Below are 23,121 nucleotides of genomic sequence, written 5' to 3'. Positions count from 1 at the left end.
CAACATCTTGGACATATTTTAGGACTTAGCCATCTTCTTTTTATATGCAGATGGCGTGCTGCCTGTCACTTTTTTGAACGTTTCATTAAAAGAAGACTTAGAACTAAAACCAGCTTTTTCAGCCAATGTTACTAAAGTGTATTTTGATGCTTCCTGAGTCATTATTAATGCTTTCACTTCTTCTACACGGTGAAAATTAATATATTCTGAAAAATTCATTCCCAACACTTCATTGATATATTTAGAAAGCTCTTTGGAAGAAATATGGATTTTTGCCGATAATTCTGTTACCGTGAGATGTGGGTTGCGGTATACTTTTTCTGTTTGAATCGCATGTTTTAATTTTTCAGAAATATCGTCTGAAGCTGCTGTTGAGACCTCTTGGGTGTACTTAAAATTTGAAAAAAACAAAGTTGGTTTGGTGAATCCCATAAAACCAACCCAATAAATAAACCCTGCATTTATAATCAAGGTCGCGTAATAAAATCCAAAACTCTCAATACCCGCATTTAAGAGTAAATCTGATATGTACAACACCAAATCTATACTTGAAATAAGTATAAATACTCGTGTAAATTTTTGAAGCCACCTTACTGCTGCTGTATATTTTGAGTGAATTTTATGTTCATTTTTACGCAGAAAAAGGAAAGAGGCTATACCCATGAACAATGTGAAAAACAGAAAGAAAAATTCATGAATCCTGAAGAAATCTGAGTCAACAATTACAGCAGTGATTCGATAACTATCTTCTCGTACAGCTATAGAAAACCAATAAATTCTTACGAATAAATACACGAAAGCTGGGGCTAATAAATACCATTCTTTTTTATGGTACGAAAAAGTGTTTTCCTTAACTGGAAATTGATTTTTTATATAAAAATAAAACCCTGCTCCTATCAACCATTTGTAAGGAAATGGAAACATATGTAATGGCCGATGATACTTAAAAAAATCCATGTCTAAAAAGGCATAGATCAGATTAAAAAACGATAATGAAAACAGAAATAATAGGAAAAAATCTACAGCTATGGGATTTATTTTTCTTTTTTGACGTAAAAAAACACACAGGATAATGCCTTGGATCGCCCCAAAAAGAATAAGAATATTAAATGCATTATAGTCTAAGTCCATGCAAATGGTTAAATATGACCACTAGATGTATCGCAATTTATAAATACAACTTTAATTTTACCACTTTATTTCCTTTTTCCCCATAGAACGTAGCAATTCATTCGTTTGGCTAAAATGGGTATTTCCAAACCAATAGCCTCGATTGGCGCTTAATGGAGAGGGATGTCCTGAGGTAAGGATATGATGTTTTGTGGTATCAATTTTTGCTCCTTTCTTTTTAGCATACCCACCCCAAAGAAGGAAAATGATGTTTTTACGCTTTCGCGAAAGCGTACTTATCACAGAATCCGTAAAGGTTTCCCATCCTTTTTTCTGATGAGATCCTGCTTGATGCGCCCGTACGGTTAAAGTGGCATTCAATAATAAAACCCCTTGTGCTGCCCAATGTTCTAAATTGCCTGTTTGAGGAAATGGAATCCCAAGATCAGTCTCTATTTCTTTAAAAATATTAATCAATGACGGAGGCATCGTTACCCCATCGTTGACAGAAAAACAAAGACCGTTGGCTTGCCCAACCCCGTGATACGGATCTTGTCCTAAAATGACCACTTTTACTTCTTCAAAAGGACAATGATCAAAAGCATTAAATATCTGATTCCCTTTTGGATAACAGATACTTGAAGTGTATTCTTCCTTTACAAATTTGATGAGATCTTTAAAGTACTCTTTATCAAACTCTTTCTCAAGTTCTTGTTTCCAACTGGGGTGTATTTGTAAATCCATGTATGATAGCTTAACAAGCTATAAAGGTACGTGCTTCGTCTTAAAAAACCGCCTTAAAGATACATACAGAAGCTCTTTAATTAGATATTTACTAAACTATTTGAAATATTATAATCATATATCTACAAAAAGCCTTAGTGTATTTTACGTTAAAACGTCTTTGTTAAAGAAGTCTTAATATCCTATCTTTAAGAACCTTTAATATCCAGACTATTCATATAGATACTAACCTAAGACCAAATACAAGTGACAAAGAGTAGAAATATCTTTATTGTATTGTTTTTGATATCTACATCGTTTTTTTCACAAGAACGATCTGTAGATTCTCTTAGTAGATTAGAATTCCAAGAAATACAAGAACTGTTCTTAAAATCAGTTGATGATTCTCTTGTTAGTAATATCTATGTTCAGGCGTATTTAAATAAAGCAAAAAAAGAAAAAGACTCCCTAGAAATAGCAAAAGGGTATTTTTTAAAGATAATTTCTAACGGGGAGGATGAAAAATTTTTCCATTTGTATGATACTATCATAGAAGTATCTAAAAACTTGAAAAATCAAAATTTTCCTGCAACTGCCTATTTTGACAAAGGAGTGTATTATCATAGAAAATACCTCTATAAAAATGCATTAGACAACTATATTAAGGCTGCATATTACAATCACGGTAGTAGAAAAGAACATTTGGAATTTTTGATTAATCAAAGTTTAGGTCGATTAAAATCCACTATTAATAAAAACCAAGAAGCCTTAACAATCACTAAAAAATGCTATAAATATGTAGTTGAAAAAAATTATCGAGATGAAAACTCACCGCTATATTACAATGTCTTATTCTCACTCGCAGATACCTACAGAAAAATGAATTATTTAGACTCTGCAAGAGTCTACACACGACTAGGGCTATTGGATAAAAACGAATCTGACACGTCTATAAATTATTATCATTTTTTACTATTAGATGGCATCTTAAGACTACAAAACAAAGAGTATATAGAAGCAGAGGCCAATATTGCACGAGCATTACCCTATATTGAGAAAATTCAAGATCAAACAACTATAGCAAGCGGATATTTTTATCTGGGCAAAGCGTATTCTTATTTGAATAATGAAGAGAAATCTATTTTAAATTATAAAAAAGTAGACAGCATCTTTCAAAAAACAAATAATATCTCACCTGAATACACAAATGCCTACCAACAAATCATAAAACACTATAAAAAAGAAGGTAATATAGAAGAACAACTCAACTACACTATAAAACTCATACGCGTAGATAGTGTCATTGATAATCGCTATAAATATGTAAACCAAGAAATCACAAACAAATTAGATATTCCTAGTTTGATTAATAGTAAAGAACAGCTCATTGAGCAACTACAGATTGACAAAAAACAATCTAGTACAGCTACTTTTGTTTTACTCTTTATACTCTCTGGAATCATAGGCATAACAGCCTACCAATACAAAAAGAAGACCTTTTATAAAAAGAGGTTTGAAGAATTAATAAAAACAGATAAGCCAAAAGAACGTGTAAAACCAACTATTTCTGAAACTTCACCACCAGATATTCCTAAAGAAATCATAGATGAACTATTGATGAAATTGTCAAAATTTGAAGAAACACATTCTTTTATTGATTCCAAAATTACATTGAATAGTCTTGCTGTGAAAATGAATACGAACAGTAACTATTTATCGAAGGTAATTAATCATTTTAAACAAAAAAGCTTTGCCACATATATCAAAGAATTACGGGTTGAATATGCCTTTATGAAATTAAAATCTGAAGATAAACTTCGTCGATTTACTATAAAAGCCATCGCGGAAGAATGTGGCTTTAAAAGTGCGGAATCATTTTCAAAAACGTTTTATAAGGTATACGGTATCTATCCTTCGTATTTTATCAAAAAATTGGACGATTTAGCTTAAAACAGATGTCTTTATTTATGAATGAAGATGATCATAAGCCTTTAAAGTATATAAGAATGAGTTATTTATCTTAACTTTAAGTATCGTTAAACCAAAAACTAAAACCATGAAAAAAATCAACCACAATTCAAAATTACAATTTCAGAAAGTGAACATTGCACGGTTAAGTAGTAATGATTTAGGAAGAATAAGAGGCGGAGAATCAGAACCTACTGAGGATACTACAGATACTACAACTACAGATTCTGTTTCGTTTACTGTCATAAGATCATCCTTTAAATGTCTCTTTTCAGTAACTACGTCAGGATAATGAACACTAAAAATAAAATATTAGGAAAGGTCTTAAGAAGTTTTAAAAAACGCTTAAGACCTTTGTTCTTTTATAAATTATAGTATTCAGGGTATTTATTCTGTACTTTTGTGTCGCTATACAAGCTATGAACCATAATTTAAAAAGAAAAAACACTGTCTTACGCATAGAAATACATGCATAAGACCGCATCCAAACGATGATAAACATACATCAAAAAACACTTAAAGACCTTGAATTTTATACCGTTTGTGAGCAGGTTGCAGAGCGCTGTGTTACCGAACATGGCAAAGAGAAAGCCCTCGCGATTGTTCCCTATACTTCCTCAAAAAACGTACTATTTGGATTGCATCAAACCAACGAATATGTGTCTTCAAAATTTCACGAAACGGTCATCCCCAACCATGGATATGATCCCATAGATCGCGAGATTAAATTTCTGGACATAGAAGACAGCGTTTTAGAAAGAGGAAGTTTTAAAAAACTCTCTAGTATTTCTGAAACAGTCAATATTCACATTAAGTTTTTTGCAAAATACCAAGAACGGTATCCTACACTCCATAACACCGTCGTAAATACAGAATATACCACGGTAATTATAGATGCCGTGAATGCAATTTTTGATAAATACGGAGAATTACGAGATGATGCATCCCCTCTATTACAAAATACCCGAAGAAGCATCAATCAAGTCAAAGGAAGAATAAACTCTAGTTTTGCCTCTGCATTAGGACGCTATAACGGGTACGGCTATCTAGATGATATTAGGGAATCTGTGGTAGAAAATGTACGCGTGCTCGCTGTGACTGCAATGCACCGTCGTAAAGTGAAAGGCTCGATTATGGGAAGCTCCAAAACGGGAAGTATTGTGTATATCCAACCCGAAGCAACCCTACAAGCCCAACGAGAACTTAACAATTTACTCTTTGAAGAAGACGAAGAAATCAAGCGTATTTTAAAAGCACTCACCAACACGATTCGTCCTTTTATTACACTCCTTGAGGAGTACCAAGAACTTTTAAGCACGATAGATGTCATTGCTGCCAAAGCTAAATATGCAGAGAAGCTTAATGCAATTTTACCAACAATCACAAAAGAGAGAGAACTTACCCTTAAAGATGCGTACCATCCTTTACTATATCTTAGTAATAAAGAAAAAGGGGATAAAACCTACCCTCAGGATATTCACCTAGATGCAGAGAGTCGTATAATTGTGATTTCTGGCCCCAATGCCGGAGGAAAAAGTATCACCCTAAAAACAGTAGGGTTGTTACAGCTTATGCTTCAAAGTGGGATGCTTGTCCCAGTACATGAGTACTCAAGAATGTGTCTTTTTAATAGAGTGCTCACCGACATAGGAGACAATCAAAGTATCGAAAATCATTTAAGTACCTACAGCTATCGTCTTAAGAACATGAATTATTTTCTTAAGAAGTGTGATAAATACACCCTTTTTCTCATTGATGAATTTGGAACAGGCTCAGATCCAGAATTAGGAGGTGCATTGGCTGAAACGTTCTTAGAGGTTTTTCACGAACGTGAAAGCTATGGGATTATCACTACCCACTACGCCAATCTTAAAATGATGGCCAATGAGACCAAAGAGATTGTCAATGCCAATATGCTTTTTGATGGCAAAACGCTAGAACCGCTATTTAAATTACATCTAGGAGAAGCAGGAAGTTCGTTTACCTTTGAAGTCGCTCAAAAAAATGGCATTCCTTATTCTCTGATTAACCGCTCCAAAAAGAAGGTAGAACGTGGTAAAATACGATTTGACAAAAGTATAGCAGACCTCCAAAAAGAACGAAGTAAACTTGCCAAAACTACTTCTGTTCTTAAAGAAAAAGAGCAGAAAGCGCTACAGCAAGATCAGAAATTGCAAGAAATTAATGCGAAGGTACAAGCAAAACTAGAGAACTATCAAGAACTCTACGACAGTAATCAACGACTTATCTATCTAGGGCAAAAATTAGACACTGCGAGTGAGAAGTTTTACCACGATAAGAAAAAACGCGAACTCGTAGCCGAGCTCATGAAAATTGTTCAGATCGAGAATTCGAAACGAAAAAAACAATCCGTTAAGCAAGCGAAAATCCAAAAACAAAAAGAAGTCCAAGTTCAAAAGGAAGTCGAAAAGAAAGTGGCAGTGATCCGTAAAAAGAAACAAGAAGCCAAAAAGGAAGCTCCAAAAGTAGAAAAACCAAAACCTATTTTAAAAGTGGGTGATCGTGTGCGGATGTATGATGGAAGAGCCGTAGGCGTGATTGATCTTATTGAAAAAGGAAAAGCAACCGTTGACTATGGCATGTTTACCACCAATGTCTCTGTAGACCAACTGGAATTGGTGCAGGCTAAAAAGAAGAAGTAATTCATTAACAGATGTCACACTGAGCCTGTCGAAGTGCTAGGTATGTAATACGATCCCTTATAAATATGCTTTCGCGAAAGCATAGCCAGAAGCTTAACAAGATTTTAAAACAAGTCTATACTACGAGTAGTATCTTTGTATCACTAGTATAAAATATGTGAATAACTAGATGAGATTCCCAACAAAGTTTATACTGAGTGTCACACTGAGCTTGTCGAAGTGCGTAGCCGAAATATAGGAATGACGTGGAAGAACCAAAAGACAAAAAAATCATCTTATTTGACGGAGTATGCAACCTTTGCAATACGTCCATTACTTTTGTGATTAAACATGACCCGAAAGATCTTTTTAGGTATGCTCCCCTGCAAAGTGACATCGGTCAATCATTACTAGAAAAACACCAAATAGATCCTAAAACAACAGATTCTATTATTCTTGTAGACCGAGATAAAGCCTACATAAAATCTTCTGCAGCGCTTCGTATTGCTCGCTCATTGTCTGGCGCCTATCCATTACTTGCTATATTTCTCATTATTCCTGCATTTCTTCGGAATTTGGTATATGACTATATCGCCCGCAATCGCTATAAGTGGTATGGCAAAAAAGAGTCTTGCATGATTCCTACCCCAGAATTAAAAGCTAAGTTTTTAGAATAATATGGAATTCTCCTGAAGACGGGAATCTGATCCCTATCCCAACAGTCTATTTTACTAATCAAAAACACCACTTCGCTCATTATAGGTTTCTTCATCTGTTATTTGACCCTAATTTTGGTCCTATATATCAAGAAACCATGAAAAAAATACTCTTACTCCTAGCCTTCATGATGGCTAATTACGCTTTCGCGAAACCTGTGCTGAGCGTAGTCGAAGTAGCGGACTCAACCCAAAAAAAAGCAATCTGCACAGCATCTATTGAAGACGTCGCGTCCTCTGAAAAGAAAGCAACTTCAGACATCTCGCAAGTGACTGTCTACCTAAACGGCGCGCAAATAGAACGAAGCAGCAACGTACTCGTAAAAAACGGAACGACCACCCTCATTTTTGAAAACCTGTCCAATACCATAGACGAAAACAGTATTCAAGTATCTGGGCTTGGAGAAGCCTCTATTTTGTCTATCAATTACGGCATAGATTATCTGACAAAACAGAAAAATACCGAAGCCGTTGAAGCTCTACAACAAGAAAAAAAGGAGTTGGAATTCAGCATCAAAAAAATTAATAATCGCATCGTTGGCTTACAAAAAGAGGAAGAAGTCATCAACCTTAACCAAAAACTAGGAAGTACAACCCAAGAAGTAAGCTTGGAAAAAGTAAAAGCACTGGCCACTTACTATAGACAACGCATCACAGAAATCAAAAACGAGGTCTTAGATGCAGAACGCAGCAGATACGAACTCCAAATAAAGAACCAAGATCTAACAAGACAACTCAGTGAACTCAACATCACAGAAGAAAAAAGCACTGGAAAGATCACGTTAAAAATAAACAGTGAACGCCAAGCAACGCTTCCGCTAATTTTAAAATATAATGTAGCCAATGCAGGATGGTATCCTATCTATGATCTAAAAGCAAAGGCTATTGATACTCCCTTAGACCTCGCCTACAAAGCACACGTATATCAAACTACGGGTGCCGCTTGGACTGATGTCTCTCTAATCATCTCTACAGGAGACCCAAACACCAATAATATCAAACCAGAAGTCAATACCAAATACCTACAGTTTGTAAATAACTATTACAGAAATTCAAGTAGAAGCACCAGCTCGTACAGCTATAAATACAATCCTACGGTAAAACGAGTTACAGGAATTGTTCAGGATTCAAATGGTCCTATTCCATATGCAAATGTGATTATTAAAGGTACTTCAACAGGTGTTGTCACTGATTTTGATGGACGTTATACCATTGATATTCCTCAAGGAAATACACTAATGTATTCTTTCTTAGGGTATGATAATGAAGAACTACCTATCTATTCTAATACAATGAATGTAAATCTAAAGGAATCTCCCGCTGCACTGGATCAAATTGTTATCACTGCTCAAGGATTGAGTAGAGAAAAGAAAGCATTAGGCTATGCGGTAAGTGAAGTATCATCAGAAGATATCGGAAGAATGCTATCTGGAAATGCTCCAAGAGTTTCTACGAGCACACCCGTAAACTACACCGCCACTGGCGATATAAAATTAGATGGTCTCACTACCACACGTTTTGAGATTAAAAAGAAGTATTCCATTCCCTCAGATGGGGATGTAACGGTCATTGAAGTAGATACGTTTAAAATTCCTGCGACCTATGAGTATTTTGCAGCGCCTATTCTTAATGAGAATGTATTCTTGACAGCAAGTATCAAAGACTGGGCGCAATACAGTTTATTACCCGGAGAAGCCAATATCTACTTTGAAGGAAGCTACGCTGGAAAAACCTTTATCGATCCGCTCGCAACTACTGAAGCCTTGACAGTTTCTCTTGGTGTTGATCCAAATGTGATCATAGAACGTGAGCAACTAGATAATTTTAAGGCTACTACCTTTATGGGGTCACAACGTATTGTAGACAACAAATACGAAATTAAGATCAAAAACAATAAAGCCATGAGCATTAACCTTCAACTGGTCGATAGAATTCCGAAGTCGCAAAACAAGGAAATCAAAGTTGACGATATAGAAACAGGAGATGCCAACTATGATAAAGAAACGGGGCTACTTAAATGGACCGTATCTATAGATTCCAACAGTAACGCTGAGAAACGGTTTTCCTATGAAGTACGCTATCCAAAATCACAACGAATTAATTTGTAAGCACAAAAACCCATTAACTACTGTTTTTCAGGTATTTGAAATTATGGCACGCTCCTTGGTTTGTACAAAGTAACAAGCGTACGCCGAGCGTCGGTAGCGTAATAACCCTAATATTTTTAAGTATGAGAAAATTAGTCGTATTAGTAGTTTTATTCCTTGGAGGAATGACTACTCAAGCAAATGAAGTGACACATCTCGATCACAACAACACAACAGGGATACGTTACAATGAACCACAGTCTATCCATTTTGTACAACGTGGTGTAGCATTTACCATCTTTCCAAATGGAGCATTTGATTTTAATTTTATAAATCCACAATTGCATGGAAGACGCGGACACAATGCCCCAGGTGCCATTTACACAAATCGTAGAAATAACAGATATGTATCCTATGACTATTATGGAAATGTGACCAAAGTAGGACGAAACTTCATCTATTACAACCGTAATGGTAAAGTGAATCAGATAGGAAATATCAACTTACGATATAGAAACGGAAGATTAGTGCGTGTCGGCAATATGAGATTATTTTATAACCGTCGTGGTCATATTAGATATACAGAAGGACGCGTGATACGTCATCATAGAGATGGAATGTATTATGACAACAACACTCCTTACAGAGAAAGAAACCGCAACAACGGCTCTAATGCTAATGGCGGTAGAAGATTATAGATTTTTGGTTGGTTAGTTTTGGAAATCCTCATAAAGCAATTCTTTTATGGGGATTTTCTTTTGAATACCCCATGAATCACCTTGGTAATATCGCTTGATACATTAAGATAATACACTGCAGCAACGTATAACCCACTCAATATCGTTGATTTTAAAACAATATTTATAAACGGATGAAAAGAAAAATCCCAATAATAAAAAATAACAAAAAATAACAATAAAAGTAAAAATGTTTTAAGCGACCCTTGCGTAAAAGGTTGCATTCCAAACTTTTTGTAGACAATCCCTATTTTAAATAAGGTGTACAGTACAGAAGCCACAAAGGTAGCAATAGCTGCGCCGTTGATGCCAAACATTGGAATGAAGATCGTATTGAGAATAACAGCTACAATCACCAGTAAAACACCCAATACTAAGATAATTCTGTAATAATTACTATTGTAAAGGATCGCATTATTAATACCCAAACAATTATCTAATAACTTAGCTGCACCAATACACAACACCACATAAAACCCAGCACTATAACTCTCGGTTACCATATCATATAAACTGGACAGATTGCATATAATCAGTAAAAACAACAGAGAGGCAATAATAAACAAGGTTAGTGAACTCTTGTGGTAGAGTTTTCGCATCTCATCATACTCTTTATCGTTAAGCATTTTAGCCACCATAGGATACGTAATCTGATGCATAGCGCGTGCAGGGACTGCGATGACCGTGGCAATATAAATAGCCACAGCGTAAAAAGCTACGTTCTCAATGTTCTCATAGAGCCCTAGCATAAATTTATCTAGATCTAATAGTAAACTAGCGACAGAACCCGCAATAATAATCAGGGTTGTATATTTAATTATAGCAGAAAAATTTTGAGGACGTTTTGAAGGTGTGCTGATGCTTCTAATCGTATAACGTATAAACGTAGGGCGTTTAAGATTGTATGCATATACACTCATCACTAGCATACGAGCCACATACACAAAAACAAGTGCGATTAAAAAAGCATCAATACTTAGCAAATTAACCGCAAGTAAAACTAGAAGAATGGTAATGCCTAGTCTATGAAATACTTCCTTCATAAAGTTTCCAAAGATGGTTTTAAATTGCACTTTCGACCACGCAAAAAAGACCTCAAAGTACGAGGATGATACTGCGATGATTAAGATATACCATACATAATCATATACAATATCATTCTTTTTGGATAAAAAAGAGGCGATCTGATCATAAAAAAAGAAACAACATAAAGCGCCAGGAATAGCCACTAACAGTGGTAATATGAGCATCCAGTTTAAAAAAACACTTTGTTCTTTATGTTTGTAAGCAGAATAAAACTTCACAAGCGTATTTTGAACTCCAAAGGCCATAAAAGGCATCAAGATCATGGCTGTAGACACAATAAAGCTCACCAAGCCATAGTATTGCTCAGACATGAAATTAGTGTATAAAAACAACGTATTAAGCGCTCCAATCCCAAACCCTAAATAGGTCGTGATTAGATTATTAAATGATTGCTTAATAACAATGCCCATAGCTTATAAGGAGTGAATACAAGTAGCTAATACTTGAGTTAATTGCTTGCGATGGTATTTTGAAATATAAGCTTCCCTTCCTTCCGTCCATTTTTTGGAGGTATGATTATGAAATAGATACAAAATCGCTTCTTTTAAAGCTTCCTCTTCAGTGTATTCAAAATAATAGCCACTTTGCGTAGTGGTAATAATCTCCCGTACATCTGCATCTTTTGGTCCAAGTCCCAAAATAGGGCGTTTTGCCGCCAAATATTCAAATACTTTTCCTGGGATAATCCCTTTGGTGATTTCCAAATCAATTTCTATAAGTAGTAAAACGGAAGCTTCACATTGTAAAGCAATCGCTTCTTGATGTGACACATACCCAACGAGCGTAAGGTATTTTTCGAGACCAAAGCTTTTAATAACATCTACAACCTCTTTACTTACTTTTCCTACAAGTTTAAGTTCAAACTGCTCTCTAAATGGAGCATATTCCCTGACCAAAATATCTAGCACTTTCCATAATATGAGAGGATTTCGCTCGGATAACAACGAACCAATATGCGATATCGTAAACCTATTTGACGATGGTACTTCCTGATGACTCTCCGTATCAAATCCGTTGGTAATGACCGTAATTGGTTTTTTAGTAATGGTACTAAATTCTTCTTTGGTCGTTGGACTTGTTACAATCACCTGATCGGCGGTAGTTAAAACACGATGCTCAAGTTCCTTATGCTTCCGTTGCGTACGCTCGGTCATTTTTAATTTATCATGGTAGCCAATGGTCGTCCACGGATCTCTAAAATCAGCAATCCAATGTAACTTTTTAGTTATATCTATGGTGATTTTCGCTTTAAGCTTCATCCCTATAAGATGCATGCTATGGGGTGGTCCTGTGGTAATAACCGTGTCAATCTCGTTTGTTTTTATATAGTTCTCAAGAAATCTCACAGATGGCTTCACCCAACCCACACGCGCATCAGGTATAAAAAAATTACCCCGAATGAACAATAATAAACGCTGTAAGAGCGTCTGTTTGGTGGCCTTGGGGACGATTCCTGAAGATAACTGTTTGACGGTTTCACGTCTACTGAACGGAAGACGAGAAAGCAAACTCGCAAAACGATACGGTTCTTTGATAGGTTGTTTAAGAACAGTTACGGAGTCTGAGACTTCGGCGATCATCGATGCATCTACGATGGGATACTTAGGATTTTCTGGTGTATAAACAATAGGTTCAATATCAAAATCGGGTAAGTACTTTACAAATTTCAACCATCGTTGTACTCCGGGACCTCCCGCAGGTGGCCAGTAATAACAAACGATAAGTACTTTTTTTGACATGTGTGATTAGGCTTCTACTTCGGTCTCATCTTGATTTTTCTTTTTATAACTCAGATACACGCCTCCTACGATCAATAGTAAGAGCAGTATCGAACTAATCAAGGTAATCATACTTCCCTTTTTGATGACAGGAGGATCAAATGTAAATTGGATATCATGCGTTCCCTTAGGAACTTTTAATCCCCGTAACATATAATTAGTTTCAATGATAGGCGCTTCTTGACCATCGATCGTAGCGACCCATCCATTTTTGTAATACGCTTCAGAAAAAACAGCAAATCCATCTTGGGAGTTGGTTGCTGTGTATGTTAAATGATTAGGAAGTGCTTTCACCAACTCGATACGCGAAAGGCTATCTTTTTTTGGCACAAATCCTTTCAGTTCATCTTGATAGGCATCTCTGATAAGGGCAGTTTTCTTGGTATCAATACTATCTAAGGCCGCATACACCTCATTATAATCAGAAAGCAACTCAATGTCATCGACAAACCAAGCGGGACCATTTACAAACGGATTACGCTGTGCAAACACATTACCTTCGTTGTCTTGTAGAATATACTTCACATTAAGCATATTAAGTACGCCTATTTTACCTTGAAGCACTTTATCGTACATATCTTCCATACGCTGTGGACGCACGGCAGAATAGCCATTGATAGCATTGAAAAAATACGAAGTATGCGAGTTATTAAATCCTCTGTATTGATCTAAAACCCTAAAATACCCATCATCATTAAGAATAGTTTCGTCAGAGGGTGTTACTTCAAAATAAGCGCGGTACTCTCGCTCTGAAATAAAGTTTTCTTCGTTTACGCTTCGTCTATCGACACCTACAAGGTCAATAATGACCAATACGCCCACAAGCACAAGAGCTATGTTTTCTGAAATCTTCTTTTTAAACGTAAGCCATAAAACCCCAAGAATTCCTATGATAAAAAGCAACGATCGTAAACTATCACTTTTTAGAACCGTGAGACGGTCTTCTTTAATAGCATCTAGTATTTCTGGTTGCGTAATCGCCATTTCTTGCTCAGCAGAAGAACGTAAGTCAAACAGGCTTCCACCAAAAAGATAGAATAACAAACACAAACCTCCTAGAATACCAGAAGCGACAAATAATTTCTTCAATCGTTCTTTCTGTTCTTCTTTGTCATTTAGAAAGCGATACAATCCAAAAACTGCCGCAATCGGCACCAATAATTCTAAAATCGCCTGAATACTGGATACCGCTCTAAACTTATTATAGAAAGGCACAACATCTATAAAAAAGCGGGTGAGAACTTCAAAGTTTTTACCCCAACTTAGCAGTAGCGATAATACAATACCTCCTACCAACCACCATCGCAAACGACCTTTGACCAATAGCAAACCAAGTAACGCCATAAATACAACGGTAATTCCCAAATAAGGAGGTGCTTCTACAAAAGGCTGTTCTCCCCAATAAAGTGGTCTATTTACATAATAGGAAGCCTCAGACGGAGGAACGCCTAGCGCTATTAATTTTTGGTAAAAAGCAGATTCTTTTCCTAAGTCTGAAATTCGTCCAGCACCAAACAATTTAGGTACCAATAGATTCAACGATTCCATTTTACCGTAACTATACTCCGTAATATAGTCATAGGACAATCCGTCACTTTTCTCTGTATTTAAGGTGTTTTTAGGCTGTAATAATTTTTTTCCTCGGATACTCGTTTCGGCATACTCAGCAGTAGAAAGCAAGGTCGTTGCATTGGTAGCTAATCCTAAAAGAACCGCTACAATAAGGATTCCCACAGATTTGAAGAAATGAGGCATTTGTTTTTTCTTATACGCATCGACCAGATAGGCAATTCCTAAAACAATGACGGCAAGCCCCAAATAATAAGTCATCTGATAATGATTTGCCTGTATTTCAAGTCCCATGGCTACGGCAGTCAGTAAAAACCCCCAGACATACCGTTTCTGAAAGGTGAGAATAATTCCTGAGAGCACTAATGGAAAATAGGCAATCGCATGCGCTTTGGAGTTATGCCCCACCCCTATAATAATAATGAGATACGTAGAAAGTCCGAAAGCAAGGGCTCCAATCACCGCATACTTCCAAGGGACACGCATCACGAGCATGAGTACATAAAAACTGAGTAAATATAAAAACAGATAATCGGCAGGACGTGGTAAAAAACGGATCAGCTTATCCAGCTTGTCCATATAATCATGTGGGAACTTTGCCCCCATTTGATAGGTAGGCATTCCACCATAAGCCCCATTGGTCCAATAGGTTTCCTCACCAGTTTCTGCTCTATGATCATTATGCTGTTTCGCCATGCTTTCATAGAGTTTGATGTCATTTTGGTAGATCATTTTACCCGATAACACAGGATTGAAATACAACAATGAAATCACTATAAATCCAAAAACAACAAATAGATGTGGTAAAAAACGTTTGAATTGAAAACTCATAAAGGTGGCTTAAAGTATAAAAACAAAAATAACGGAAAAAGATGAAGATACACTACGGTTTAGAATACATCTTAGTGATCGCAATATTTATTAGGAGTTTGTAGTGTGACTAAGTCCGCTTTCGCGAAAGCGTAGCGATCAAGAAGTCTATGCTGAGCCTGACGAAGTACGAAAGCGTATACAGCATCAATCAATTTCTTCAAAATCAATGTATTCTCCGACAACTTTTTTCGTTTTCTTTTCAACCGGTTGAGGTTCCTGTCGGTTGGGGTTTTGGGATTCTTGAAACCCTTTGAAAGCATTTTCCATTTTTTGACCTGCTTTCTTAGCAACGTATCGCATGAGGTAAGGTAATGCTAATCGGATTAAAAAACGTAGGGCAACATATACCAATACGATGATTAAAATCGTTTTTAAAAAACCATCTAGTGCTGAAAGTAAAAGCATTATTTGAAATTTTAGTTAAAACTGCTCAATCAAAATCTATAAAGACAGCAGTTAAGAAACTGATTTTTTAATAGTAAGACAAACCACAGGGGCATTAAATCTCGATTATCGAGTAAAATTAGGCATTATGATTAATAACAACTGTCTAATAAAACCTAAAAAAATGATAAATTCTCATATATTTGAATGCTAACTCCAATCAACATGCAGAAACCTATTCAAAAACTCTCTATATTTTTATGCTTTTTCCTGAGCATATCGATGTTTGGACAATATACGGAGACGATTAATTCCAACCGTCCAGGAGAATCACAAGGAGCTTTTGCGGTGGGAACTCAAGTGATCCAAGTAGAAACGGGACTTGATTTTGGAAATGACACCCATAGTTTACTCAATACCGATATTGACATCACCGCATTTAATCTAGACCTGAGATATGGTTTCTGGAAAGAAGCATTAGAGGTAAATGCGTTTGTACGATATCAATCTAATAATATCGCATTTACAACAGGAAGTGCGAGCACGCGTAGAATTAGCGCTCTTGAAAATCTTCAGCTTGGCGCGAAATACCTTCTCTACGATCCGTACAAAAAAGAAGATGAGCCTAACTTATATTCCTATCACGCTAATTTTAAGTTTAAGTGGAAGACCTTAATTCCTGCGATATCAGTATACGCAGGAGGTGTTTTTGATATATCTAATGAGCTAGACCCAAGACGCGAAAAAGGGATCAGTCCCAATATCGCTATTATTACACAAAATAACTGGGGTCGCTGGGTATGGGTAAACAATATCATTGCAGACCGCATTACCGCTGAATTCCCTGGCTACTCATGGATTACAACGATGACACATTCGGCGACAGAAAAAATTGCATTTTTTGCAGAATATCAGTTAATTACTGGAGATTTGTATGCAGATAACCTCATACGTGGCGGCGGTGCGTATCTTATTTCGAAAAATCTACAAGTGGACGTAAGTGGACTACTGAATTTCAAAGACACCCCCTCCCGATGGAATCTTGCTGCAGGAGTATCCTGGCGATTAGATCTTCATAAAAAGGATGAAACCTTAGAAGATACCAATGGAGATGAAGGAGACGACAAGAAAAAGAAAAAAACAGCGTCACAAAGACAGGCTGAAAAAATAAATAAGAAAAACAAAAGAAAACGAAGAGACAGTGTTGATCCAGATGGTGGAGATGGTGGTGACGATGGAGCTAATTTATAAATAGACGTATTTGACTAGATGATTACCCTTAAAGAAATGAAAACATCTGCGGAGCTTAAACAATTTGTTAAGTATCCGTTTTTGTTATACAAGAACGAACCTAATTGGGTCCCTCCTATTATTGCTGATGAACTTGATAGCATGGATCCCACAAAGAATCCCGTGTTTCAAAATGCAGAAGCTCGCTACTTTATTGCCTACAAAAATGGAAATCCAGCAGGGCGTATCTGTGCGATCATTAATCATATAGAAGTGAAGGAACAAGGGAAGCCAAAAATGCGTTTTGGCTGGTTTGACGCCATAGATGACATAGAAGTCACCAAAACACTCCTAGACAAAGTCAGCGAAATAGGAAAAGCGCACAACCTTGAATTTATGGAAGGGCCTGTTGGATTTTCTAATATGGAAAAAGCAGGACTCCTCGTAGAAGGATTTGACTACTTAAATACCATGATTACTTGGTATAACTTCTCCTACTACAAAGATCATTTTGAACAATTAGGCTTTGAGAAAGCAGCAGAGTGGGTCGAATTCAAAATAAAAATAGATCCACCAGACAAGCAAAATCCAAAGGTCAAAAAATTTGCCAATATCATTGCAAAACGATATGATTTGACCCCTCTAGAATTCAAGACCTCTAATGATATCAAACCGTATGTAGATGAGATGTTTGGTCTGTTAAACAAGACGTATGATAAGCTCTCGACCTTTGTGCCTATTCAACAATATCAAATTGACCATTACAAAGAAAAGTACATCAAATACATCCACCCTGATTTTATCAAGTGTGTGCAAGATAAAAATGGCAACTTGGTCGCTTTTGCGATTACCATGCCTTCTTTTTCTAAAGCCCTAAAGAAAGCAAATGGAAAGCTATTCCCGTTTGGTTTTTATCACTTATTAAAAGCGAAGAATAAAACCAGTACGGCTGCTTTTTATCTGATAGGCATTGATCCAGAATATCAAAATAAGGGAGTGACTGCCGTGATTTTTCAAATGATGCAGGATCTTTTCAATAATCGTGGCATCACGGATGTAGAGACCAATCCTGAGCTAGAAGAAAACAAAGCGATCCAACAACTCTGGAAAAATTACGAACACGAGTTGCACAAGCGTAGAAGAACGTACAGAAAGAATTTGTAAATTTTAGGATTCACAAAGTCAAATTTCACTATTGATATCATCGCTTTTTTGAGAAGTAACATAACGCAATTATTGTGAAATATCACCTATTTTTCCTCTTAGCAATCCTATCTAGCCTGTCTTTTGGGCAAGAAACCTATTACAATTTTCAAGACGAAATTTTTGACGAAGTCCGCTTTCGCGAAAAGCTAAAAAACATTGAAGACAACTACGGAGCGACATCTGATTACACGTATACCGTCGCTAGCCACAAAGTGCTTACCACTCAAGTGCGTCAGGATTCCATCATTCACCACGTAGAGGTAATCCTCTCCCAATCCAATACAGCGCCAATAGACATCAATGCTGGAGTACAACGCTTTTTGAATACACCCCTCCCCGCTTTTGAGTTGCAAAATCTTGAAAATCAACTTAAAACCAATACCGATTACAAGGGTAAAGTCACGCTTATCAATTTATGGTTTACTGCCTGTGCGCCCTGTATTACAGAGATTCCGTATCTCAATTACCTGAAAGATCTATATCAAGATCAAGTGAACTTTGTCGCCATTACCTTTGATTCAAAAGATAAAGTAGATCGGTTTTTAAGCCGAAAATCGTTTCCGTTTGAACATTTGATTGATGCTACTACGTATCTTCATAAAGAATTAACAAATAATGCCTTCCCAAAACTGATGCTCATCGATACAAAAGGACACGTACGTTTTGTAGAAAATGGCGTGATTTTAAGCGGAAACACAGCGTCACATCCTGAAGTAGCCGTTTCGGGACTGAAAGAACAATTAGATTTCTTATTAAAAGAACACGAATGACACAAAAACAAGCCGCTCAATATCCTCCGTTGGAAGAAAAATGGAACATCTACACACATGGGTTTGGCTTTGTTTTAAGCCTCGTGGGTTTAGGATTTTTATGCTTTCGCGAACCTGCCTTGTCGGCAGGCAGGAGCATATCCTCCACCTATACCATCAGTGCGATAGTCTTTGGAGTGAGTCTTTGTATTCTCTATTTTGCTTCGACCACCTACCATAGGGCCACTTCTCCTGTACGAAGATTGCGACTACAGATTGTTGATCATGCTGCTATTTATGTGTTAATTGCAGGGACTTACACGCCTTTTACATTGGTTACTTTACAAGGAGAAACAGGAACCATTCTTTTTTGTGTTGCATGGGGAATTGCGCTATTTGGTGTGATTTTAAAGATTTTTTTTACAGGAAGGTTCGATGTTTTATCTACGATTCTCTATGTAGCGATGGGATGGCTCATTGTTTTTGCTTACAACCCGCTCATTGAAAATTTGCATCCTACAGGTGTGCAATGGCTTTTTGGAGGTGGTATTGCCTATACCGTTGGAGCCATATTGTATAGTATCAAAAAAATCCCCTTTAACCACGCTATTTTTCACGTCTTCGTACTCATTGGAAGTTTTTGCCACTTTGTGTGTATCTATCTGTATGTTGGAGTATAATACACATAGACCCCCCCCCTTCAGAAACTAAAGGGGCTTATTCTACAAAAATAACATCTCTTTTATTTTTTTATAAATTGTTTGGTCACTTGTCTATTGCCTGATTCTATTTGGGCAAAATAAACACCATTTGCTAGTGTCGAAACATTAATACTCATCGTTTGATCAGACATCTCTGATGTGTAGGTTGCGATAAGCTTCCCTTGAATTGTATAAATCGTTACAGTTGCTTCTTGTACCAGAGACGAAGTACGTATCTGTAAAATATCTGAAGTAGGATTCGGATAGAGTTTTAGGTTTGCAAATACTTCTTCTGAGACAGCTAATGCAACGTCTGGATCTAGAAAATCTGGAATATCATTGTCATTTAGATCATCGTCCAGTGGTGAACCATTACCGTTGTAATCTTCATTGATGGTTGGGATACCATCTCCATCATCGTCGTTATCTAAATAGTTTTCTATTAAATCATTATCAGTATCTATAAAATCTTGAGCTGTAAAACCTGCTCCAATGCCTTCTATTTCTATACTCGTATTGACAGAGTCTCCGTCATCATCTTCATCTAGGTAGTTAGGAATCATATCATTGTCAGTATCATCATCTTCTAAATCACCATTCCCATTGAGATCTTCATCTATATTGGGAATCCCGTCACCATCGCTATCTGTAAAAGCACTAGAAAGGATAAGAAGGAAATCTCCGGTTACAAAACAACCATTTCCGACACCTTCTAATCGCACATAAATAGGTTGCGGGTTCTGTGTATTAGTGTATGCAGACGGAGTGACAATAGGATTGGTATTGCTTAATGCATCGTTTTGTGTCGTGTGATAGGTAAGTGTCAAATCTGCTGGGTTTTGTGTTCCTATAATCTGAGCTTCATTAACTGTTAGATTAAAAACTTCAACGCCATCATTACCTATATCATCGAGTGATAGATCAGGAATCTCACCAATATTAGTTGGCCCATCAAGGATGACTAGGTTTAAAGGTACAACTGCAAAACATCCTGTTTCACTATTTTCTCCTCTTGCATAAATGGTTTGAGAAAAAGGGGTAACGTTTGTATATAAATCAACTAATGGATTCACATTCGCAAAAGCATCAGGCTCAGTTTCAAAATACGATACATTTATATTTTCTACTCCATCTATAATTTCTGTATCCTTAAAAGAAAGCATAAACTCTGCAAAGCCATCACCGTCATCATCACAAATACTATAATCGGATGGAGTCGCAATAGGTGGGATCGAATTAAAAATTGCAGTTAAATCTTCCTCTACTATCGTATCATCTTCTAGCGTATAAGAAACACGATACATACCTTCTTGTATTACATTTAGAAAAGGGGTGGTTTCATCGGGAATACTTACATACACATTCCCATCAAATACAAACCATTGGTAATTTAAAGCGGTAGTCACTGAGGCAAATAGCTCTAAAGAGTCGCCTTGACAGGCTTCAAAAGTAGTGTCTATATCTGTAGTACATGCAGTTACTCCATCCCCTTCAAATTGTTCTACTCTAATAAACCCTTGTTGTTGATTAAAATTTGTAATCAATAATACATAACGTTCGCCTACCATAGCATTAGGTATTGTTGCTACTTCTACTGCTGCTGCAGAAAAACTACAATCGACCGTATTCGCACTTTGCAAATTATCATAATCACATAACTCATTATTTTCTCCAAAAGGCCCCCAGATAATAAAATCAACATCAAGAAGCGTTCCTGTAGGAGATCCACTTTCATCAAAACTTGTGTTTTGACTGATTTGAAAAACCAAATCACCTGATTCAGTTATTTCTATAAATTGCCACGTTGGAAAAGGTTGAGAGCCCAAACAACCATAATCAGGACCTACTTCTGCAGAAGGCTCACAATTATTTGCTCCATTAAAACAATTAGGAAAAATGTTGATTTCAGTGGTCAAGCATAACTGATCTATGTCTGCACATACTCCATTTTGTGCAAACAGAGTAGACGATGTAAAAAGCAGGATAAAAATAGAAAGGAAGATGTAATTATTTTTCATAGACATTGTTTATAGTATTACAATATATTAGTAAAGACTTGATTACTCATGAAAGGTTGCGTTAATATTATGTTTTTTAACATATCTATATCTAAGTGAATCATAGTACCTTTGCAGTATGATAAGTGACCAAAAAAATCAGCAGCAGATATTAGAAAAACTAGGGATAGAGACCCTTAATGAGATGCAAGAAGCGGCGCAATTAGCCATACATGCCTCCAAGGAAGTCGTACTCCTCTCTCCTACAGGGACAGGAAAAACACTCGCGTTTTTATTACCTGTCATTGCAGAGTTGGATCCTAGTATTCAAGAGGTACAGCTACTTATTGTGGTGCCTTCTCGCGAACTTGCCACACAGATAGAACAAGTGGCGCGTACCATGGGAACAGGGTATAAAATACATGCTGCCTATGGAGGACAATCTTTTAATACCGACAGACAAGCTATTAAACACAGACCTGCCATTCTTATTGGAACCCCAGGACGTCTCGCCGATCATTTGCGAAGAGAGACCTTCGCTACCGAATATATTAAAACACTCGTCTTAGATGAGTTTGACAAATCCCTAGAAGTTGGTTTTGAAGGAGAAATGACAGAGATCATCAGCTACTTACCGCAACTTTCAAAAAAGGTGCTAACCTCAGCGACACAAGGGATCGACATTCCTTCTTTTGTAGGGGTAGCCAAGCCTGTAGTTGTCGATTATTTACATCAGGGAAGTTCAAGGCTTGAGATTAAAGCCATTATTTCTCCAGAAAAAGACAAGCTCGCTACCTTAGAAAAGGCATTGCGACACCTTGGAAATCAGCCAGGGATTATCTTTTGCAATTTTAAAGATACCATTGCGCGAATCAGTGAATACCTTTCGGATTGTGGAATCGCACATGGTTCTTTTTATGGCGGCATGGAGCAACGCGATCGGGAGTTGTCATTATTGAAATTCAGAAATGGCACCCATCAATTATTACTCGCTACCGACCTAGCTGCTAGAGGTATTGATATTCCAGACATCAAATTTATTATCCATTACCATTTACCCTTGCGAGAAGAAGAATTTACACACCGTAACGGACGTACTGCAAGAATGCACTCTGATGGGGTTGCCTATGTCTTACATTGGCGTAACGAACGTTTACCTGATTTTATGCCTACTATGGAAGAAGAGTATCTACTCGATCAAGACACACCTATAGCTTCGATTTGGGAAACGCTTCAAATCTCTGGAGGACGAAAAGACAAAATCTCAAAAGGAGATATCGCTGGACTTTTCTTTAAACAAGGAGGAATTGCTAAGGAACAACTTGGTGTAATTGAACTCAAACAAGATACTGCTTATGTGGCTGTACATAAGACAGAAGTGCATTATTTACTTAAGAAACTAGACAATGCACGGGTGAAGAAAACGAAGATTCGTATTAAGAGAGCATAGATTACTGAAATAACAAATCTCAAAAAAAAATTAAATCTCAAATCCTAAATTCAAAAGAGGAAAAAATTAAATGCGATTACTGTAAACTGATTACTGCTACTGAATACTGAGACTA

At 36.7% G+C, this 23,121-nt stretch carries 19 protein-coding genes; 11 read left to right on the top strand and 8 right to left on the bottom strand.

Annotated elements, in window-relative coordinates; all coding sequences use genetic code 11:
* Positions 1-18: 18 nt before the first annotated feature.
* Positions 19-1,131 (bottom strand): helix-turn-helix domain-containing protein, encoded by a 1,113-nt coding sequence (locus tag ACFO3O_RS18100; RefSeq protein WP_379981434.1) that lies wholly within the window; start codon positions 1,129-1,131, stop codon positions 19-21.
* Positions 1,132-1,188: 57 nt separating this feature from the next.
* Positions 1,189-1,854: a uracil-DNA glycosylase gene (gene ung / locus ACFO3O_RS18095; protein WP_379981432.1), complete on the bottom strand. Its 666-nt coding sequence runs from the start codon at positions 1,852-1,854 to the stop codon at positions 1,189-1,191.
* Positions 1,855-2,100: 246 nt separating this feature from the next.
* On the opposite strand from ung, the gene ACFO3O_RS18090 reads away from it, so the two are divergent.
* The 6 genes from ACFO3O_RS18090 (at position 2,101) to ACFO3O_RS18065 (ending at position 9,944) form a co-directional block, all read left to right on the top strand.
* Positions 2,101-3,783 (top strand): helix-turn-helix domain-containing protein, encoded by a 1,683-nt coding sequence (locus tag ACFO3O_RS18090; protein ID WP_379981430.1) that lies wholly within the window; start codon positions 2,101-2,103, stop codon positions 3,781-3,783.
* Between the two features lie 106 nt (positions 3,784-3,889).
* Positions 3,890-4,093 (top strand): class I lanthipeptide, encoded by a 204-nt coding sequence (locus ACFO3O_RS18085; protein WP_379981428.1) that lies wholly within the window; start codon positions 3,890-3,892, stop codon positions 4,091-4,093.
* A gap of 199 nt (positions 4,094-4,292) precedes the next feature.
* Complete coding sequence (locus ACFO3O_RS18080) at positions 4,293-6,464, top strand: endonuclease MutS2 (protein ID WP_379981426.1); 2,172 nt, start codon at positions 4,293-4,295, stop codon at positions 6,462-6,464.
* Between the two features lie 245 nt (positions 6,465-6,709).
* Positions 6,710-7,120: a thiol-disulfide oxidoreductase DCC family protein gene (locus ACFO3O_RS18075; RefSeq protein ID WP_379981424.1), complete on the top strand. Its 411-nt coding sequence runs from the start codon at positions 6,710-6,712 to the stop codon at positions 7,118-7,120.
* 137 nt (positions 7,121-7,257) lie between these two features.
* Positions 7,258-9,267, top strand: coding sequence for a mucoidy inhibitor MuiA family protein (locus ACFO3O_RS18070; protein WP_379981422.1), 2,010 nt, complete (start codon positions 7,258-7,260; stop codon positions 9,265-9,267).
* Between the two features lie 122 nt (positions 9,268-9,389).
* Positions 9,390-9,944: a hypothetical protein gene (locus ACFO3O_RS18065; protein WP_379981420.1), complete on the top strand. Its 555-nt coding sequence runs from the start codon at positions 9,390-9,392 to the stop codon at positions 9,942-9,944.
* Between the two features lie 44 nt (positions 9,945-9,988).
* On the opposite strand, the gene ACFO3O_RS18060 is transcribed toward ACFO3O_RS18065, so the two are convergent.
* The 5 genes from ACFO3O_RS18060 to ACFO3O_RS18040 form a co-directional block, all read right to left on the bottom strand.
* Positions 9,989-11,479: a lipopolysaccharide biosynthesis protein gene (locus tag ACFO3O_RS18060; protein ID WP_379981418.1), complete on the bottom strand. Its 1,491-nt coding sequence runs from the start codon at positions 11,477-11,479 to the stop codon at positions 9,989-9,991.
* A gap of 3 nt (positions 11,480-11,482) precedes the next feature.
* Positions 11,483-12,808, bottom strand: coding sequence for a glycosyltransferase family 4 protein (locus ACFO3O_RS18055; RefSeq protein WP_379981416.1), 1,326 nt, complete (start codon positions 12,806-12,808; stop codon positions 11,483-11,485).
* 6 nt (positions 12,809-12,814) lie between these two features.
* Positions 12,815-15,247: a YfhO family protein gene (locus ACFO3O_RS18050; protein ID WP_379981414.1), complete on the bottom strand. Its 2,433-nt coding sequence runs from the start codon at positions 15,245-15,247 to the stop codon at positions 12,815-12,817.
* Positions 15,248-15,318: 71 nt separating this feature from the next.
* Complete coding sequence (locus ACFO3O_RS18045; RefSeq protein ID WP_379981412.1) at positions 15,319-15,450, bottom strand: hypothetical protein; 132 nt, start codon at positions 15,448-15,450, stop codon at positions 15,319-15,321.
* Positions 15,434-15,694 carry a DUF4834 domain-containing protein gene (locus ACFO3O_RS18040; RefSeq protein ID WP_379981410.1) on the bottom strand — a complete coding sequence of 87 codons (261 nt, stop codon included), beginning with the start codon at positions 15,692-15,694 and terminating at the stop codon, positions 15,434-15,436. Before ACFO3O_RS18040 ends, ACFO3O_RS18045 begins: the two co-directional genes overlap by 17 nt.
* Before the next feature lie 204 nt (positions 15,695-15,898).
* On the opposite strand from ACFO3O_RS18040, the gene ACFO3O_RS18035 reads away from it, so the two are divergent.
* From ACFO3O_RS18035 to trhA, 4 genes are all read left to right on the top strand, one after another.
* A complete protein-coding gene (locus tag ACFO3O_RS18035) occupies positions 15,899-16,924 on the top strand; it encodes a transporter (protein WP_379981408.1) in 1,026 nt (341 codons plus the stop codon).
* 18 nt (positions 16,925-16,942) lie between these two features.
* Complete coding sequence (locus ACFO3O_RS18030; protein WP_379981406.1) at positions 16,943-18,067, top strand: GTP cyclohydrolase; 1,125 nt, start codon at positions 16,943-16,945, stop codon at positions 18,065-18,067.
* Positions 18,068-18,141: 74 nt separating this feature from the next.
* The gene (locus ACFO3O_RS18025; protein ID WP_379981404.1) at positions 18,142-18,879 is read left to right on the top strand and encodes a TlpA family protein disulfide reductase; all 738 of its coding nucleotides are present in this window, start codon (positions 18,142-18,144) and stop codon (positions 18,877-18,879) included.
* Positions 18,876-19,538: a PAQR family membrane homeostasis protein TrhA gene (gene trhA / locus ACFO3O_RS18020; RefSeq protein WP_379981402.1), complete on the top strand. Its 663-nt coding sequence runs from the start codon at positions 18,876-18,878 to the stop codon at positions 19,536-19,538. The genes ACFO3O_RS18025 and trhA overlap by 4 nt, the downstream gene beginning before the upstream one ends.
* Positions 19,539-19,600: 62 nt before the next feature.
* Here trhA and ACFO3O_RS18015 read toward each other — a convergent pair whose 3' ends face one another.
* Complete coding sequence (locus tag ACFO3O_RS18015; protein WP_379981400.1) at positions 19,601-21,577, bottom strand: T9SS type A sorting domain-containing protein; 1,977 nt, start codon at positions 21,575-21,577, stop codon at positions 19,601-19,603.
* A 118-nt stretch (positions 21,578-21,695) separates the two neighbouring features.
* Between ACFO3O_RS18015 and ACFO3O_RS18010 the strand changes: the two genes are divergently transcribed.
* A complete protein-coding gene (locus tag ACFO3O_RS18010; RefSeq protein ID WP_379981398.1) occupies positions 21,696-23,006 on the top strand; it encodes a DEAD/DEAH box helicase in 1,311 nt (436 codons plus the stop codon).
* Positions 23,007-23,121: the final 115 nt, after the last annotated feature.

Origin of the sequence: Dokdonia ponticola, from assembly GCF_042653865.1 — a bacterium.
GTDB lineage: Bacteria > Bacteroidota > Bacteroidia > Flavobacteriales > Flavobacteriaceae > Dokdonia > Dokdonia ponticola.
This window is presented reverse-complemented; position numbering and strand designations above follow the sequence as displayed.

Excerpts from the sequence above, each read along its gene's own strand:
- ACFO3O_RS18080 (WP_379981426.1), top strand. The coding sequence starts at position 4,293 with ATGATAAACATACATCAAAAAACACTTAAAGACCTTGAATTTTATACC.
- ACFO3O_RS18060 (WP_379981418.1), bottom strand. The coding sequence starts at position 11,479 with ATGGGCATTGTTATTAAGCAATCATTTAATAATCTAATCACGACCTAT.
- ung (WP_379981432.1), bottom strand. The coding sequence starts at position 1,854 with ATGGATTTACAAATACACCCCAGTTGGAAACAAGAACTTGAGAAAGAG.
- ACFO3O_RS18070 (WP_379981422.1), top strand. The coding sequence starts at position 7,258 with ATGAAAAAAATACTCTTACTCCTAGCCTTCATGATGGCTAATTACGCT.
- ACFO3O_RS18100 (WP_379981434.1), bottom strand. The coding sequence starts at position 1,131 with ATGGACTTAGACTATAATGCATTTAATATTCTTATTCTTTTTGGGGCG.
- ACFO3O_RS18050 (WP_379981414.1), bottom strand. The coding sequence starts at position 15,247 with ATGAGTTTTCAATTCAAACGTTTTTTACCACATCTATTTGTTGTTTTT.
- ACFO3O_RS18040 (WP_379981410.1), bottom strand. The coding sequence starts at position 15,694 with ATGCTTTTACTTTCAGCACTAGATGGTTTTTTAAAAACGATTTTAATC.
- ACFO3O_RS18065 (WP_379981420.1), top strand. The coding sequence starts at position 9,390 with ATGAGAAAATTAGTCGTATTAGTAGTTTTATTCCTTGGAGGAATGACT.
- ACFO3O_RS18015 (WP_379981400.1), bottom strand. The coding sequence starts at position 21,577 with ATGAAAAATAATTACATCTTCCTTTCTATTTTTATCCTGCTTTTTACA.
- trhA (WP_379981402.1), top strand. The coding sequence starts at position 18,876 with ATGACACAAAAACAAGCCGCTCAATATCCTCCGTTGGAAGAAAAATGG.
- ACFO3O_RS18010 (WP_379981398.1), top strand. The coding sequence starts at position 21,696 with ATGATAAGTGACCAAAAAAATCAGCAGCAGATATTAGAAAAACTAGGG.
- ACFO3O_RS18085 (WP_379981428.1), top strand. The coding sequence starts at position 3,890 with ATGAAAAAAATCAACCACAATTCAAAATTACAATTTCAGAAAGTGAAC.
- ACFO3O_RS18030 (WP_379981406.1), top strand. The coding sequence starts at position 16,943 with ATGATTACCCTTAAAGAAATGAAAACATCTGCGGAGCTTAAACAATTT.
- ACFO3O_RS18035 (WP_379981408.1), top strand. The coding sequence starts at position 15,899 with ATGCAGAAACCTATTCAAAAACTCTCTATATTTTTATGCTTTTTCCTG.
- ACFO3O_RS18055 (WP_379981416.1), bottom strand. The coding sequence starts at position 12,808 with ATGTCAAAAAAAGTACTTATCGTTTGTTATTACTGGCCACCTGCGGGA.